The organism is Paraburkholderia fungorum (assembly GCF_003610895.1).
GTDB classification, from domain to species: Bacteria; Pseudomonadota; Gammaproteobacteria; order Burkholderiales; family Burkholderiaceae; genus Paraburkholderia; species Paraburkholderia fungorum_B.
On sequence record NZ_MCAS01000010.1, the window covers coordinates 24248 to 39249 of the forward strand.

A 15002-nucleotide genomic window follows, 5' to 3' on the forward strand; every position below is an offset into this window, starting at 1 on the left:
ATGAGGGAGCTTTTCTCTCGCTGTTTTTCTCTCCGGTTGATTTCCAGCTAAAAAGTAATATCGCGACGAGAGCGCGTCCCGCCGCTCCCGTCGCATGAACAACACAACACCGGCAGCTTCATTCAGCCGGCCGTCATTACCCCATCAGGTGGCATCACAAGCGCGTACGGCTGCCAGCTTGCTCACGCGAGCCGCGCGCGGGAACACCGGTAATGCGATCAATGCGCACACACTGGCTACCGCCCACACCATCGGCCACGCGCCCACCGAGAGCAACAGCGGAATCGCGAGCGGCGTCACGAACAGCGTGAGAAAGACACACGTGTTGCCGATCGCGAGCGCGGTACCCGCGCGGCTCGTCCCCGCGAGCGTCGCGAGTTCAGTGAAGGCCACGCCATGCCATGCGGACGCGCTTATGCCGCCCAGCACGATCATCAGCGCGAACACCGCGGTCATCGCCGCATGATGCATGCCGGCCACGCCCGTCAACAGTGCAAGCGAGGCGAACAGCACTGCGGTCAATACACTGCAGGCGCGCATGTAAGCGCGTCGATTACCGCGACGGTCGGTCCATGCACCGCTCCAGACCCGTGCAATTGCCGCGCCCAGTTGCACCGCCGCCATCGTCACGCTGATCGCCAGCACGCCGGCACGGCTGAAGTCGTGAAGGAAAACGGTCCCGAACGTCACCACGGCAAGCTGCGGCACGCACAATGCTCCCGCGCCGAGCGCCACGCGCCATATGCTCACATCGCGTAACGGCGAAACCTTCGCTGGCGCCGCACCCACAGCCGCCGCGTTGTGAGCCGTACCCGTACCGTCGCCTGCGGCATGCGAAGGCTCGTGCAGCCAGCGCCATGCAAACACCGCCGTAACCGCGCACGCAAGGGCCAGTACGGTGTACGCGCTGGCAAAGCCAAATCTCGACGCGAGCACCGGCAAGACCAACGCCCCCAGACCACCGCCGGCCGGCACCGCGGTCTGCCGGATACTCATTGCGAGGCCACGTTCACCTTCGCGAAACCAGGCCATCACCGCACGGCCACTTGAACCGTTGACGCTGCCGCCGAGCAGGCCAACCAACAGCAGACCGAGCGCAAGCGTGGTCACGTTCGGCACATGTGCACCGGACGGCACCACGAACAACGCCAGCCCGGCCAGCGCCGCGGCAGTCGAGAGAAGTCCAAGCAGCAGCACACGGCGGTCGCCCCAACGGTCGGTCAGGAGTCCCCATGGCAACTCGCTGACGGCGATGCCCAAACCGAGCATGCCCAGCACCAGCCCCAACCCCTCGTTGCCGAGGTGATAACCCGAACGCAAAAAAACGGCCGTGGTCGGAATCCCCGAGAAGGCGGCCGAAAAACTCGCATTCGCCGCAAAGCCGACGCCCAGCACCTTCCACCGGTGACTCGCCGCACGCTCACCCGGCATCCGCACGGCAGCAATCGAATCGTTTCCCATGACAACCTCCGCAATGAATGATTTGGAGGTATCCTACGGCTGAGCCAACCATCGGAAAAGCCGGAAAATCAGATGGCACCCATCGGATATACCGAATCATGAGTCAACGCGGATTTGATCTGGCACAGCTACGCACTTTCGTTGCCGTCGCCGAATCGGGCAGCATCTCGGCGGCCGCTGAGCGCGTGTTCCTATCGCAATCGTCGGTGAGCGAGCAGTTGAAGAAACTCGAGGAGCGCGCCGGCCAGCCGCTCTTCGTGCGCAGCAAGCAGGGCGTGTCTGCCACACCGGCCGGCAGCCGCCTGCTCGATCATGCGAGGCGCATCATCGCAATGAGCGAGGCGGCGTTCGAAGATCTGCAAGGCCGCTCACTCGACGGCGAACTGCGCATCGCCATCACGGACTACTACCGTCCGCTCGACATCGCGCGCATTCTCAAGCTGTTTTCGGAACAGCACCCGCGCCTCAAACTGCACGTCACCGTGCTGCCGAGCGCCGTGATCGACAGCAGCGCCGGCGACGACGTGTCGTACGACATCGGTCTCTCGTTGCGACTCGTCACCGGGAGCACGCGCGCCACCACCGGGCGCGCAAATGCTGGAGCGCAAAGCACGGTGGTGCGGCGTGAAAAACTGCTGTGGGTCTGCGCGGCCGACGCCAGTCCGTCGCCGGCCACGCCGTATCCACTGGTTTTGCTACCGTCGAGTTGCCAGCTGCAACGCTTCGTCGTGAAGCTTCTCGACGAACACAAGGTGCCGTATCTTGTGTCGCATTCGGCCTCCGGCGTAGCCGGGCTGCAACTGGCATTGAAAGCCGGGCTAGGCATTTCCTGCCTGAACGAATCGTCGATTGGCGGGGGCGTGGTGGCCTGCCCGCCAGGCGTCGGGTTACCCGCGTTGCCTGTTGTCGAGTTTCATCTGTTGCCAGGGCGAATCGGCGAAAGCGAACGCGTGAGTAATGCACGCGCTGCATTGATGCGCCTCTTTAGTTGATGCCCCGGCCACCGATGCGCGCGGCGACTCATGAATATCAACAGAAATGTGAAGCAGCGCATCAATCGCATTCAATGACGCCACCCACTCGCAAATCAACTGCAGAATAAGTATTGAAAGCGCGCTAATCGACGCCTATGCTGATCGAATACATCAGCAATTGGCCTGTCAATTTTTATTGACGCAACGGATAAATTCCTGCAACCTTCTACACACTTTCCGGACGCATCAAGCGTTACTACATCAACCCGAAAGCCGCCGCCCAACGGCGTACTCAGGCAGATCATCGCTTTGTAAAGAAGTGGCATCGCCGTATCGGTTCAACACTGCGCCTCCTTAATAAGTCAGTTTCGATTTGCTGTTCATGCAGTCGTTATAAAAGAAGAATTGGCAGGCTTGTCATGCATCGCTCATCGAATCCATACGTGAATTCACGAGCGAACGCGTGAGAAATAATTAGCGAAAATAACCGTTCCCCGACGAGGCCTGGCGTGCATCGTAGAACTATCGGATTTTCGATCCTGTTGGTGTTTTACGTCATGTTGAGTGGCGTGGCGTTTGCGGCCACTGACACACAAGGCGCGATGCCCTCCGCCATGGACGAACGCGTGCGCGCCTGCACCTCGTGTCATGGCGTGCAAGGCCAGGGCCTGAACAACGACTACTTTCCCCGTATTGCCGGCAAACCAGCCGACTATCTGTTCAATCAGTTGACCGCGTTCCGTGACGGCGGCCGCACCTATCCACCGATGGGTTACCTGCTCGCGTTTCTGCCCGACGACTATCTGCGCAAGATCAGCCAGTACTTCGCAGACCTGCAACCGCCTTATCCCAATGCCGATCACACCGAAGTTGCGCCGGCGGTGCTCGCAGCCGGACAACGGCTCGTCACCCAAGGCGACCCCGCACGCAAGATCCCGGCGTGCATCGCATGTCATGGAGCACGCATGACAGGTACGCAACCAGGCATTCCGGGCCTGCTCGGCCTGCATGCGAGTTACATCGCCGGGCAGATGGGCACCTGGCGCTCGGGCACGCGTCACGCGCTTGCGCCGGACTGCATGCACTCGATCGCCGTCAAGCTGACCGACAAGGACATCACCGCGGTATCGAGCTGGCTCGCGCGCCAGCCGCGCCCCGCCGATCCGCGGCCCGCGCCGGCGTCCGCAGAGCGGCTGCCGCTCGCATGCGGGAGTCAACCGCAATGAAGCCGACCCTCCGCTCGATCCTCCCCGTTTCGCATGCCGTGACCAAGCGCCGTTGCGCTACTGTCTCGCTCGTATCGGGTTTGCTGCTCGCCTGCCTGATCGTTGCCGGCAGCGCCGCACTGCCCAGCGCGCTGCGTACGCTATTGATCGCTGAAGCAAGCGCCGCCGAAGCCGTGCCGGCCGCCACGGCTGCGATGGCCGCCGGCGACAAAGCCGACACCCGCCCCGACATCGTCAAACGCGGCGAGTATCTGGCGCGCGCCGGCGACTGCGTCGCCTGCCATACCGCGCCGCGCGGCAAGCTGTTCGCCGGCGGCCTCGCCATGGAGACACCGTTCGGCACGTTGTACTCACCGAACATCACGCCGGACGCGCAGTACGGCATCGGCACATGGAGCGAGGAAGCCTTCTTCAAGATGATGCGCACTGGCCGCACGCCGGACGGCACCATGCTCTACCCCGCAATGCCGATCGCCCAGTACACGAAAGTCACACGTGAAGACGCGAACGCGATCTTCGCTTATCTGAAATCCGTGACGCCGGTACGCGAGCCGAACCACAAGCACACGCTGCGCTTCCCATTCAATCAGCGCAAGCTGCTGTACGGCTGGCGCACGCTGTATTTCCGTGAAGGCGAATTCCAGCCGGATCCGACCAAATCGGTCGAATGGAATCGCGGCGCCTATCTCGTCGACGGGCTCGGACACTGCACGATGTGCCACACCAAGATCAACATGCTGGGTGGTTCTTCACAAAGCGAGCAGTTCGCCGGTGGTCTGATTCCGGTGCAGAACTGGTACGCGCCATCGCTGACATCAGACAAGGACGGCGGTCTCGGCGACTGGAGCATCAAGGACATCGTCGACCTGCTGCAGGCAGGCATCTCCGATCGCGGCGCTGTGTACGGGCCGATGGCTGAAGTCACTTATCACAGCCTTCAGTACATGACGGAAGACGACGTCAAGGCGATGGCGGTCTATCTCAAGACGTTGCCGGACAATCGCGGCCGCAAGACGGGCCCGTCGGCGCCGACCAATACCAACGTGTTTGCGCTCGGCGAAAAAATCTACGCCGACAAGTGCGCGCTATGCCACGGCGCGAACGGCGAAGGCCAGTTGCAGCACTACCCGCCGCTCGCTCGCAACCAGTCGATCGAAATGGACTCCGCAGTCAACCCGATCCGCATCGTGCTGAATGGCGGCTTTCCGCCCGGCACCATGCGCAACCCCGAGCCGTATGGCATGCCGCCTTTCGGGCAGGAACTGAACGATACCGATGCCGCCGCCGTCGTCACTTATATCCGCACTGCGTGGGGCAATCACGGCAAGCCGGTGACGTCCCGCGAGGTCAACGAGTTGCGCAAGGCGCCGCTGCATTGAACCTGAACCGCTGCACTGGAGAAGCTCTAGATGGAAGCGAACGATACCCGCAGCGCGGCCCCACCTACGGATGAAGAAGTGGAACGCGTCGTCGCGGCCGGCCCGCATGGCGCGATTGCCGTGGCCGGTGTCGCCACGCTGATCGTCATGGCAATCTGGTTCGGCTTCTACTTTCTTGTCTTTCTGCCGCGCGGCGTCATTCACTGACCATGTCGACTGATTCCAACCACCAACCGGGCAGCGGCCACGACGTCGCGTTACGCGCCGAGCGCCGCTGGGCGATTTTCGCCACAGCGTTGATCGTGCTGATGCTCGCCGTCATCGTGTTTTCGGGCCTGCATTGGGCGATGATGCCGCCGTCGCGGGTCGAGACGATCGATCCTGCCCGCCTGCAACTGTCCGGCGAGTTCGTCGAAGACAACCTCGGCAGCGCCGTCGAGCCGGATGGCTCGGTGGTCGTGCGTTTCATTGCGCAGCAGTACTCGTTCACGCCGCAATGTCTGCTGGTGCCTGCCGACACGCCGATCACGATCCGCACCACCAGTGCCGATGTCGTGCACGGCCTGCTTGTCACCGACACCAACATCAACACGATGGTCGTGCCCGGCTATGTCGCCACGCTGAACACGCGCTTCGACAAAACCGGCGAGCACACCATGCCGTGTCACGAGTTCTGCGGCTTCGGCCATCAGACCATGTGGGCGCACGTCAAGGTCATCGACAAAGCCACGTTCTTCGAGCAAGCCCGACAATCCCGGAGGCTCAGCTGTGTTTCACGCTAAGCGACTCGTTCTCGCGCATTTCTGGCTGGCCTTCATCGCGTTTCTGATCGCGCTGCTGCTCGGCGCCTGGCAGATGCTGGTACGCAGCCCGCTGGTACCGTGGATCGGCGACCCCGAGCTCTACTATCGATCGGTGACCGCGCATGGCTCGGTAATGGCTTACGTGCTGCCCACGCTGGTGTCGATGGGCTTCGGCTACGCGATCGTCGAACTCGCGCTCGCACAGCGGCTAGTCGGTCTCAAATGGGCATGGGCTGCGTTCATCATGCTGGCGGTCGGCGCGGTGATGGCAATGGTCCCGGTCGCGCTCGGCAAAGCCTCCGTGCTCTACACGTTCTATCCGCCGATGATCGGCAGTCCGTTCTATTACCTCGGCGTGGTGCTGGTGGTAGTCGGCTCGTGGATATGGGTCGCGCTGATGCATGTGAATCTGCGAGTCTGGAAGCGCGCCAATCCCGGCAAGCCGATACCACTCGCGATGTTCGCCAATGTGGCGGGCGCGTATCTGTGGGCGTGGACCGCGATCGGCGCGGCGCTCGAGATCCTGTTCCAGATCCTGCCGGTCGCGTTCGGTCTAACCAACACGATCGACGCGGGTCTTTCACGCATCCTCTTCTCGTGGACATTGCATGCAATTGTCTACTTCTGGCTGATCCCCGCTTACATCGCGTACTACACACTGGTGCCGCGCGCGATCGGCGGACGGCTCTATAGCGACTCGATGGCGCGCGTGTCCTTCATTCTGTTCCTCGTGTTCGCGATGCCGATCGGCATTCACCATCTGTTCGCCGATCCGCAGGTCGGCTCGGGCTTCAAGTTCCTGCATGCGGTGTTCACCGGCATGGTGTCGGTGCCGACGTTGCTGACGGTGTTCACCATCTGTGCATCAGTGGAGATCGCGGGCAGGTTGCGTGGCGGCAAGGGCGCGTTCGGCTGGTTGACCGCGTTGCCGTGGCAGAACCCGATGATGCTGGTGATCGCGTTTTCGTTCGTGATGCTGGGTCTTGGCGGTGCGGGCGGCCTGATCAACATGAGCTACCAGTTGAACTCGACGGTGCACAACACGCAGTGGGTGACCGGGCACTTCCATCTGATTTTCGGCGGTGCGATCGTCATCATGTACTTCGCGATCGCGTACGAACTGTGGCCGCAACTGACCGGCCGCGCGATCGCTTCGGTCAAGCTGGTGCGCACGCAATTGTGGTTATGGTTCATCGGCATGATGGTGACAACGCTGCCGTGGCACTACGTCGGCCTGCTTGGTGCGCCGCGCCGCATGGCGTATTACGACTACAACATGCCGGGAATGGAATCGCAGGCGTTCTGGGTCGGCATGTCGGCGGTGGGCGGACTGATTCTGCTGGTGTCAGGCGTGCTGTTCATTTACATCCTCGCGAAATCGCAATTCGGGCCGTTGGTGCAGCAACAGAGTTTCCGCTTCGCGAGCGCGGCGCAGCCGGTTGAGCACGTGCCTGCCGCGCTCAATAGTTTCGGCTTGTGGGTGGCGTTGATGATCGGGCTGACGGTCGTCAACTACAGTGTGCCGATCGTTCAGTTGCTCAGATTGCCGCAGACGTCGGTGCCGGCAGTTGTCGTCGGAGCGCAGCGATGAGTCAGGAACGCGTCTTCAGCTTGCGCAACCCGTGGTTCACGGTGAGCCTCGGCGGCACGATTGCGATTGCTGTTGTGTCCATATTGATCGGCTTCATCTGGTTGCCGTCGGCCAATAGCGGATTCAGCGAGCGTGGTTTATGGGCGACGATTTGCAGCGCCGCGGGCGCGCCGTCGAGTTGGTACGGCGGTGCCAACATTACCGGCCCTGCGCCGAGCGAGGTGGTGGTCTTGCCACCTTTGCGGCGCGTGCGTGCCGACGCGAGTTCGATTGGCCGCGGCGCGACCATCGCGACGCAGAATTGCTCGATGTGTCATGGCGTGCAGGGCACGGTGCAGGTGACGGCACCCGCGCTGGCTGGGCAGTATGCCGACGTAGTCTATAAAGAGTTACGCGATTATCAGAACGGCGTGCGGCAGAACGCGATCATGCAACCGATCATTGCGGCTCGCAGCGATCAGGATTTGCATGATCTGGCGGCTTATTATGCTTCGCTGCCGAGGGCTCCGGCGGCCGAGGTTTTGCCTGCCGGCGCGGGGCCAGACGCGAATGCTGTGAAGCTTGCGATGCAGGGTGACCCGCAGCGCAATATCGCGCCTTGTGCGGCCTGTCATGGGCAGCTTGATCGTAAGGGGGCGGCGCCGTGGCTTGGAGGACAGTCTTCTGTTTATCTCGCTGCGCAGATGCGGGCGTTTGCTTCCGGTGTCCGGCGTAACGATATTAATGAGCAGATGCGGAATGTGGTTAGGCAGATGACTCCTGCGGAGATTGATGGGATTGCTAAGTATTATGCGGGTGTGCAGTAGTGTGTTGTTTGCCTGCGCGGCGCTTTTGTCTGTGTGCCTGCGGGGTTGGGCTTTTCCTGCTCTGACTTCTTTGGCCTTTCCTTGAATTGTTAGTGGTTTATTAGTGTTGCCCCTGTGCGGGGCGGCACTTACTTTCTTTGCCGCCGCAAAGAAAGATAAGCAAAGAAAGCGGCTCACCCCGCCAGCTCATAAGTGGGTCCCCCGCACAGCCACGGTAGTGGCGCATCTGGAATCTGTGCTCTCGCACACTCCGCGTTAGCGACAAAGGACTCATTCGCTCCCACTCCGCACTGCGTGCGTCGCGGATGGGTCTGCCAGGGAAACCGGGAGGCTTCGGTTGAGTTCGGTGGGAGCCATCGGCTTTGCCTCGGCGACGTTCCGAAAAATCTATCTGCCGCGGAAAGCGCCACTCGCGCCTCCGGCGATCGACAAGTTGCGACAGCTCGTTCAGGTGTGAATTAGCACCTCGAACGAAGTGCAAGCGCATGGCAGGTAGGTTTTGGATGCAGCGTCGAGTCAAGCACGCGCGAGAAACGCGCAGACGGTTCTGTGAAATACCCTTCGGCGCGCGCAGCGCCGCCGGAAGAATGACTGCCTTGTCAACAGGGCGGAATGTGCGAGAACACAGATTCCAGATGCACCACTACCGTGGCTGCGCGGGGGACCCGCTTATGAGCTGGCGGGGTGAGCGGCGGATTTTTTAAAATGTCGCGCTCCCTTTCGAGTTCCGCGACACGCCTCTCCAGTTCCTGAATCCGCGCCTGTCCGTGCGTCAGCGCTGCCTTTGACGGCTCGCTTACCGTGCCCTGTGGCTCACGTGCACCGATCCAGCGACGCAAGGCCGTCTCGCCAATGCCCAGCGCCCGCGCGGCCTTCCCGACCATGTAGCCCTGCTGTAACATCAGATTCACCACGCCTTCCTTGAACTGCGCCGAGAATTCCCGTCCTCCCATTTGACACCTCATCGTTTGGTTAGAAGTCTACCTTTTGAGGTGTCCAGCTTTATTAGGCCATTACAGGTGGACTGAAAAAGACGTTGAGGACACAATCGACAATCCGGCACGGACGACAAAAACACGCGACACGAGAAATCTCGAAGACGGTAACGGTCGGCGCGATGACCCAGCAACCGCGTACGTGCGTGACGACGGCTCATATGTTGTGCGCAACGACGTCGACGGTACTGTCGTTCAGGTCTCCAACCGGAATGATCCGAACTGGCAGAATCCATTTTGAGTGAGCAGAAATGACGAAGGAAAGCGAAATCTACGCATCATTCATTGAGCACGCTGAGCTGCGGCCAAGCGGCGAAATTTTTCTGAGAGGCAAGGACGCGCTGCAATTCGTTGCTGTATGCCAGAACGCTGGAATGGCCGTTCTTGGCATCGAGGCTGCACGCCTCGATGCACATCAAGTGATGCCATATATCGATGCCATCGCCGACTATTCTCCGAGGTCCGCTATGCAATGGGAGACCTATCAAGGGCGATGCAATCGGCTCGCCCTGGATTTTCTGCACGCAACGATGGATCAAAAAGGCGAGGACACGTACTTTTGCTTCGAAGTCATGGATCGCGCAGAACACGCCGACTGTTTGAAACAGATTACGCCCGCCTCGTAAATGCGTGAGGAAAAAGGCGCTCGCGCCTTTTTCCATTGCTGCGCTGTAGTAACCACTAGCGTTATTCAGTGTGCCACCGCGGCAGCCTGTGCACTTGCTTCTCCATGCAACGCGACCTTTATGCACATCAGTTTGGGTCGCGTGGCATCCGCTGGCTTCACGCTCGGCCAGTCATCCAGTTTCGTCTGCGCCGCGTCGGATGGTAGGTTTGTGGTACGTTTGGCGGTGATTTAGTTACGAGGCAACGTCCTTAGCATCAAGCACGATTGCCCGGTACAGTTCACGCCGGGATTGCAGTCGGAATCACGGTACACGTGAGTAAGCGCCGCACAGGCAAAAAACATCAACCCGCCACAACCCCACCCAAACCTCTCGTCACCGGCGCAGCAACACCCCCACTTCGCCGACCAGCAAACGAAGCCCCCCCACTCCCCGTCTGAAACACGGCCACCGACGAAGTCAACCTGCGAGCCTGCTCCTCCAGCGAACTGGCAGCCGCCGCAGCCTGCTCCACCAGCGCAGCGTTCTGTTGCGTCACCTCATCCATCTGAGCAACAGCCAGGTTCACCTGATCGATCCCGGTACTCTGCTCAAGCGCCGCCGCCGCGATCTCACCCATGATCGAACTCACACGAGAAATCGCCTCGACAATCTCAGTCATCGTCGAACCCGAGCGTTCGACCAGTTGCGACCCCGCTTGCACCCGCGCCGTCGAAGCATCAATCAACCCCTTGATCTCCTTGGCCGCCGCCGCGCTTCGTTGTGCCAACGACCGCACCTCGCTCGCCACCACCGCGAATCCACGCCCTTGCTCGCCCGCGCGCGCCGCCTCGACCGCCGCGTTCAGCGCCAGAATATTCGTCTGGAAAGCAATCCCTTCGATCACGCCGACAATGTCGGCAATCCGCCGCGAGTCGTCGACGATGCCATGCATCGTGCCCACCACCTGTTCGGTCAGATCGCCACCCTGCGCAGCCAGGCTCGACGCGCCCTGCGCCAGCGAACTCGCCTCCTTCGCGTTGTCCGCGGTCTGCTTGACCGTCGAAGTCAGCTCTTCGATGCTGGCCGCCGTTTCTTCAAGCGACGCGGCCTGCTCCTCGGTACGTTGCGACAGATCGGTATTGCCCGCCGCAATCTCGCTCACGCCCGTATCGATGGACTCGGTGCCATGACGCACGGCATTCACCGTCTCGATCAGCGAGTCTTGCATCTTGCGCAGCGCCGCCGCGAGACGGCCCATTTCGTTGTTGCTCGTCACATCGATCTTGCTGGTCAGGTCCCCGTTGGCAATCCGCTGAAACTGCGCGATGGTCGCGTCGACCGGACTGACAATGGCCCGCACCATAACCGCGCGCCCGATCAAAGAGCCCAGCAAGGACAAGCCCATGCCGATCGCCACCGCAACGCAGATTGCGTAGAACAGATCCTGCGCATCCTGATAGCGCTGCGCGCCATGATCGAGTTGCAATTGCTCGAGCGTAAGCATCGCCTTTTCGTACGCGCTATAGAGGGTCGGCAGCTTGTGCGCCTGCAACTGCTCGAACGCAGTCTTGTCACCCGACTTGAGCGCGGCCAGCGCCGGATCGACGCCCTCGTGCAGGAAGGTGTCGCGCTTGTCCTGCATGTCCTTGATCAGACGCTGTTCGTCGGCATCCGTACCCGCACGGCTCACATAGTGGGCAAGGCGGTCGTTCGATGCTTTCTGGTACTGATCAAAACGTTTGAGCACCGCATTCGCGCCATCCTGATCGTTCAGGTCGACCAACGATGCATAGGTCGCGAGAGCGAGACGCAGGCGCAGCAACTGCCCGGCGCTACCTTCAAGGTCGGCGACTGCGGGCGTATCCACGGTGTACATCTGCTGCAGCGACGCGTTGCTCGAACGCAACGACAACAGGCCGGCTGCGGCGCCAACCAGCAGCACCACGCCGAAGAACACAATCATCAGGGTCAGGCAGGTTCGAATCGACAGATTTTTCAACATCGGGCTGGTCTCCATTGGGCTGCCTGGCTGGATGCTCAGAGGGCTAGCCTCGGCCACGCGTGCTGCGCCCAAGCCCATCGGCCAGGTCCGCAACTTTTGTTTGAAATTTAAGCGAACGCCACATAGATGGTCTACGGCCGGATTACAGAAAACTTTATGGTTGACGATGCATACGTTTGCGATGCCTCAATGTACGGGCGCAACGCGGCAACCACTCACGCAGGGGCATTTGCGGGACTACCCGGGTGGTCGGGGGTCGGCGATTGGTAGACAGTGACGAGGCGCGCGTCCCCGGAGCATTTCTATGTCAGAGATAGGCTCGGCTCTGCTGGTTTTCGCTTTGTTGCTGGTCATAACCGGCTTTGGCGTATGGGTGCGGCCATTGCTGCCTGAGGAGCACAAGGCGCACGAAACCGTGCAACTCATCCAGCTTGTGATGGGCATGCTGGTGACGTTTGCCGCCTTGGTGCTCGGGTTGATGACGGCATCGGCAAAAGCCAGTTTCGATACCGAATCGAATGATTTGCGCGCTTTCGCGGCTGACCTGATCGAATTCGACACCACCATGCGGGAATACGGCAGCGACACGGACGAGGCCCGGCACCTGCTGCGCCTGTACACCGCGGCCGCGATTGCATCGACCTGGCCAGGTGAGCCGGCTCCGGCTGGTGACTATCCGCGGGATATCGGAACTCAGGACAACACGCAAAAGCTGGAGAACGTCCGGCTCGGTGACATGCTGACCGCGGTCGGGCGGCAGTTGCGGCAACTGCGGCCGCACGATCCGTTACAGCAGCGCGCACTGGGTGATGCGTTGACGCAATATCGACGAACCGTGGACGCGCGATGGAAGATCATCGAGGAAGCGCACAGCTCAATTTCTCTGCCGTTCTTCATGACTCTGACTTTCTGGCTGTGCGTGATTTTTCTCAGCTTCGGATTGATCGCGCCGCGCAATGCGCTGGCATTGGTCATGATCTCGCTTGGGGCGGTTTCCATTGCTTCCGCGGTCTATGTGATCGCCGATCTGGATACGCCGTTTACCGGGCCGATTGTGATTTCCAGTTCACCGATGAGAGATGCGCTGGAGCACCTCCGGCGGTGAAAGTATTCTGCTTGCGACAAGGCTTAATGGCGATGACTCGCGACGCAGCGAGGTCGTCAAAAGAAAAACCCCGCTAAAAAGCGGGGTCGATCTTACAGTTTCCGGTTCCGAGACTTCAGAACGGAATATCGTCGTCCATTTCATCAAAGCCGCCACCGGCCGGCGCGCTCGGACGGCTCGAACCGCCGCCACCGCCGCTGCCGCCACGCGAAGCGCCGCCGCCCGAGACCGCACGGCCGCCGCCACCACCGCCGCCGCTACGCTCCGACGGCTCACCGCGGCTGTAACCGCCTTCGTCACCACCGCCGCCCATGGAGCCGCCACGGCCGCCCAGCATTTGCATCTGCTCAGCGACGATTTCGGTCGAATAACGGTCGGTGCCGTCCTGAGCCTGCCACTTGCGGGTACGGATGCGCCCTTCCAGGTACACCGACGAACCCTTCTTCAGATATTCGGACACGATTTCAGCAAGCCGGCCGAAGAACGACACGCGGTGCCATTCGGTCGCTTCCTTCATTTCGCCGGACGCCTTGTCCTTGTACCGATCCGTCGTTGCAAGGCGGATGTTCGCCACTGCGTCGCCGCTCGGAAGATAACGGACTTCCGGATCGGCTCCGAGATTGCCGACGAGAATGACCTTGTTCACGGATGCCATGAGTTTCTCCTGTTGATTCCGTTGCGGGCGGCGCGGCAACGCACAATTCACATCTCAAGCCAGCGGGCCGGAGACTGGAACTGCGCCTCGGCCCGCCGCCAGGTAAGTTCTGAGTGAGCCTTTTTACGCCTTGCGCGGCGGCTGTTTCATCTGTGCGGCGATTATAAGCCAGCAAAACACCAGCCCCGAGCAAGTGAAGAAGACCGCGCTCTGTCCATCCGCTTTCAGCAGCCAGCCGCCAATCACGCCGCCCAGTGCAAGACCGATCGACTGGGTGGTGTTGTACACGCCGGCCGCCGCGCCCTTGCGGGTGCCCGGCGCCAGTTTCGACACCAGCGACGGCTGCGACGCCTCAAGAATATTGAAGCCGAGAAAGTAGACAAACAGGATCGCCGCCACACTCAGAATCGTATGCGGTGCGACGCCCAACAACAACTGTCCGATCAGGATAAGACCGATCGCCGACAGCAGCACGATTTTCATTTTTCCGCGCTTTTCCGCCGCGATGATCGCCGGGACCATCATCACGAAGGAGAGGCCCATCACCGGCAAATACACCTTCCAGTGCGACGCGACCGGCAGGCCGCCCGCTTCGAGAATACGCGGCACGACGAGAAACAGCGCCGTTTGCGTGGCATGCAGGACGAGCACGCCGAAGTTCAGGCGCAGCAACTCGACGTTATGCAGCACCTCGGCGAACGGCGCGCGTACGTGCACGGGCTTGGGCGCATCCGGCACGACCCACAGCACGAGCCCGATCGCCAGAATCGAGAAGATGCCGACCAGCGTGAACAGGCCGCTCATGCCGACCCACTGGAATACGATCGGTGCGCCGACAATCGCCACCGCGAACGAAACGCCGATACTGCCGCCGACCATTGCCATCGCCTTGGTGCGGTGCTCTTCGGAGGTCAGGTCGGCGATAAACGCGATCACCGCGGACGACACCGCGCCCATGCCCTGAATCACCCGGCCGACGATGATCCACGTCATGTCGTGCGCGCCCGCCGCGACGAAGCTGCCGAGCGCGAAGATCAGGAGGCCGGTCGCAATGACCGGTTTGCGGCCGATCTTGTCCGAAACCCAGCCGTAGAAGATATAGAGCATCGATTGCGTCACGCCGTACGCGCCGAGCGCGATCCCCACCAGCAGCACGTTGTCGCCGCCGGGGATGGTCTTCGCGTAGATCGAGAACACCGGCATGATCATGAAGAGACCCAGCATGCGCAGCGCGAAGATGGCGGCAAGCGACACGGTCGCGCGCATTTCAGGCGCGCTCATGCGTGAGGATGTAGCGGTCGGATTGGACATCGGGAGCGTTCTTTGAATGAGCTGGGCGGCCAGCATGCGGCGCGGCATTCGGGCGGGCGGCCTTGCTACACGCCCGTCTGGAGCCT

15 protein-coding genes are annotated in these 15002 nt (G+C 61.2%); 10 read left to right on the forward strand and 5 right to left on the reverse strand.

Annotated features, from left to right (window positions below; all coding sequences use genetic code 11):
- Positions 1-144: 144 nt before the first annotated feature.
- Positions 145-1461 (reverse strand): MFS transporter, encoded by a 1317-nt coding sequence (locus BCY88_RS11200; protein ID WP_120344320.1) that lies wholly within the window; start codon positions 1459-1461, stop codon positions 145-147.
- Between the two features lie 98 nt (positions 1462-1559).
- Between BCY88_RS11200 and BCY88_RS11205 the strand changes: the two genes are divergently transcribed.
- The 7 genes from BCY88_RS11205 (at position 1560) to BCY88_RS11230 (ending at position 8240) form a co-directional block, all read left to right on the forward strand.
- Positions 1560-2453, forward strand: coding sequence for a LysR family transcriptional regulator (locus tag BCY88_RS11205; protein ID WP_120344321.1), 894 nt, complete (start codon positions 1560-1562; stop codon positions 2451-2453).
- A 491-nt stretch (positions 2454-2944) separates the two neighbouring features.
- Positions 2945-3661: a c-type cytochrome gene (locus BCY88_RS11210; RefSeq protein ID WP_120344322.1), complete on the forward strand. Its 717-nt coding sequence runs from the start codon at positions 2945-2947 to the stop codon at positions 3659-3661.
- Positions 3658-5040, forward strand: a complete 1383-nt coding sequence (locus tag BCY88_RS11215; RefSeq protein ID WP_120344323.1) for a c-type cytochrome — start codon at positions 3658-3660, stop codon at positions 5038-5040. The genes BCY88_RS11210 and BCY88_RS11215 overlap by 4 nt, the downstream gene beginning before the upstream one ends.
- A 30-nt stretch (positions 5041-5070) precedes the next feature.
- Positions 5071-5247, forward strand: a complete 177-nt coding sequence (locus BCY88_RS39830; protein WP_167378501.1) for a hypothetical protein — start codon at positions 5071-5073, stop codon at positions 5245-5247.
- A gap of 2 nt (positions 5248-5249) precedes the next feature.
- Positions 5250-5822, forward strand: a complete 573-nt coding sequence (locus BCY88_RS11220; protein ID WP_120344324.1) for a cupredoxin domain-containing protein — start codon at positions 5250-5252, stop codon at positions 5820-5822.
- Positions 5809-7434, forward strand: coding sequence for a b(o/a)3-type cytochrome-c oxidase subunit 1 (locus BCY88_RS11225; RefSeq protein ID WP_120344325.1), 1626 nt, complete (start codon positions 5809-5811; stop codon positions 7432-7434). The genes BCY88_RS11220 and BCY88_RS11225 overlap by 14 nt, the downstream gene beginning before the upstream one ends.
- On the forward strand, positions 7431-8240 hold the full coding sequence (locus BCY88_RS11230) for a c-type cytochrome (RefSeq protein ID WP_120344326.1): 810 nt from the start codon (positions 7431-7433) through the stop codon (positions 8238-8240). Before BCY88_RS11225 ends, BCY88_RS11230 begins: the two co-directional genes overlap by 4 nt.
- A gap of 599 nt (positions 8241-8839) precedes the next feature.
- Here BCY88_RS11230 and BCY88_RS11235 read toward each other — a convergent pair.
- On the reverse strand, positions 8840-9193 hold the full coding sequence (locus BCY88_RS11235) for a transposase (RefSeq protein WP_183081336.1): 354 nt from the start codon (positions 9191-9193) through the stop codon (positions 8840-8842).
- Positions 9194-9227: 34 nt separating this feature from the next.
- Between BCY88_RS11235 and BCY88_RS40805 the strand changes: the two genes are divergently transcribed.
- Complete coding sequence (locus BCY88_RS40805; protein ID WP_183081337.1) at positions 9228-9476, forward strand: colicin E5-related ribonuclease; 249 nt, start codon at positions 9228-9230, stop codon at positions 9474-9476.
- Between the two features lie 10 nt (positions 9477-9486).
- Positions 9487-9861: a hypothetical protein gene (locus BCY88_RS11245; protein WP_120344329.1), complete on the forward strand. Its 375-nt coding sequence runs from the start codon at positions 9487-9489 to the stop codon at positions 9859-9861.
- A gap of 343 nt (positions 9862-10204) precedes the next feature.
- On the opposite strand, the gene BCY88_RS11250 is transcribed toward BCY88_RS11245, so the two are convergent.
- Positions 10205-11845 carry a methyl-accepting chemotaxis protein gene (locus BCY88_RS11250; protein ID WP_120344330.1) on the reverse strand — a complete coding sequence of 547 codons (1641 nt, stop codon included), beginning with the start codon at positions 11843-11845 and terminating at the stop codon, positions 10205-10207.
- 304 nt (positions 11846-12149) lie between these two features.
- On the opposite strand from BCY88_RS11250, the gene BCY88_RS11255 reads away from it, so the two are divergent.
- Positions 12150-12950 (forward strand): bestrophin-like domain, encoded by an 801-nt coding sequence (locus tag BCY88_RS11255; protein WP_120344331.1) that lies wholly within the window; start codon positions 12150-12152, stop codon positions 12948-12950.
- Positions 12951-13065: 115 nt separating this feature from the next.
- On the opposite strand, the gene BCY88_RS11260 is transcribed toward BCY88_RS11255, so the two are convergent.
- A complete protein-coding gene (locus BCY88_RS11260; RefSeq protein ID WP_120344332.1) occupies positions 13066-13605 on the reverse strand; it encodes a single-stranded DNA-binding protein in 540 nt (179 codons plus the stop codon).
- A gap of 123 nt (positions 13606-13728) precedes the next feature.
- The gene (locus BCY88_RS11265) at positions 13729-14916 is read right to left on the reverse strand and encodes an MFS transporter (protein ID WP_183081338.1); all 1188 of its coding nucleotides are present in this window, start codon (positions 14914-14916) and stop codon (positions 13729-13731) included.
- Positions 14917-15002: the final 86 nt, after the last annotated feature.

Coding starts and splice junctions, on each gene's coding strand:
- BCY88_RS11200 (WP_120344320.1), bottom strand. CDS start 1,461: ATGGGAAACGATTCGATTGCTGCCGTGCGGATGCCGGGTGAGCGTGCG.
- BCY88_RS11205 (WP_120344321.1), top strand. CDS start 1,560: ATGAGTCAACGCGGATTTGATCTGGCACAGCTACGCACTTTCGTTGCC.
- BCY88_RS11215 (WP_120344323.1), top strand. CDS start 3,658: ATGAAGCCGACCCTCCGCTCGATCCTCCCCGTTTCGCATGCCGTGACC.
- BCY88_RS39830 (WP_167378501.1), top strand. CDS start 5,071: ATGGAAGCGAACGATACCCGCAGCGCGGCCCCACCTACGGATGAAGAA.
- BCY88_RS11220 (WP_120344324.1), top strand. CDS start 5,250: ATGTCGACTGATTCCAACCACCAACCGGGCAGCGGCCACGACGTCGCG.
- BCY88_RS11230 (WP_120344326.1), top strand. CDS start 7,431: ATGAGTCAGGAACGCGTCTTCAGCTTGCGCAACCCGTGGTTCACGGTG.
- BCY88_RS11235 (WP_183081336.1), bottom strand. CDS start 9,193: ATGGGAGGACGGGAATTCTCGGCGCAGTTCAAGGAAGGCGTGGTGAAT.
- BCY88_RS11245 (WP_120344329.1), top strand. CDS start 9,487: ATGACGAAGGAAAGCGAAATCTACGCATCATTCATTGAGCACGCTGAG.
- BCY88_RS11250 (WP_120344330.1), bottom strand. CDS start 11,845: ATGTTGAAAAATCTGTCGATTCGAACCTGCCTGACCCTGATGATTGTG.
- BCY88_RS11255 (WP_120344331.1), top strand. CDS start 12,150: ATGTCAGAGATAGGCTCGGCTCTGCTGGTTTTCGCTTTGTTGCTGGTC.
- BCY88_RS11260 (WP_120344332.1), bottom strand. CDS start 13,605: ATGGCATCCGTGAACAAGGTCATTCTCGTCGGCAATCTCGGAGCCGAT.
- BCY88_RS11265 (WP_183081338.1), bottom strand. CDS start 14,916: ATGTCCAATCCGACCGCTACATCCTCACGCATGAGCGCGCCTGAAATG.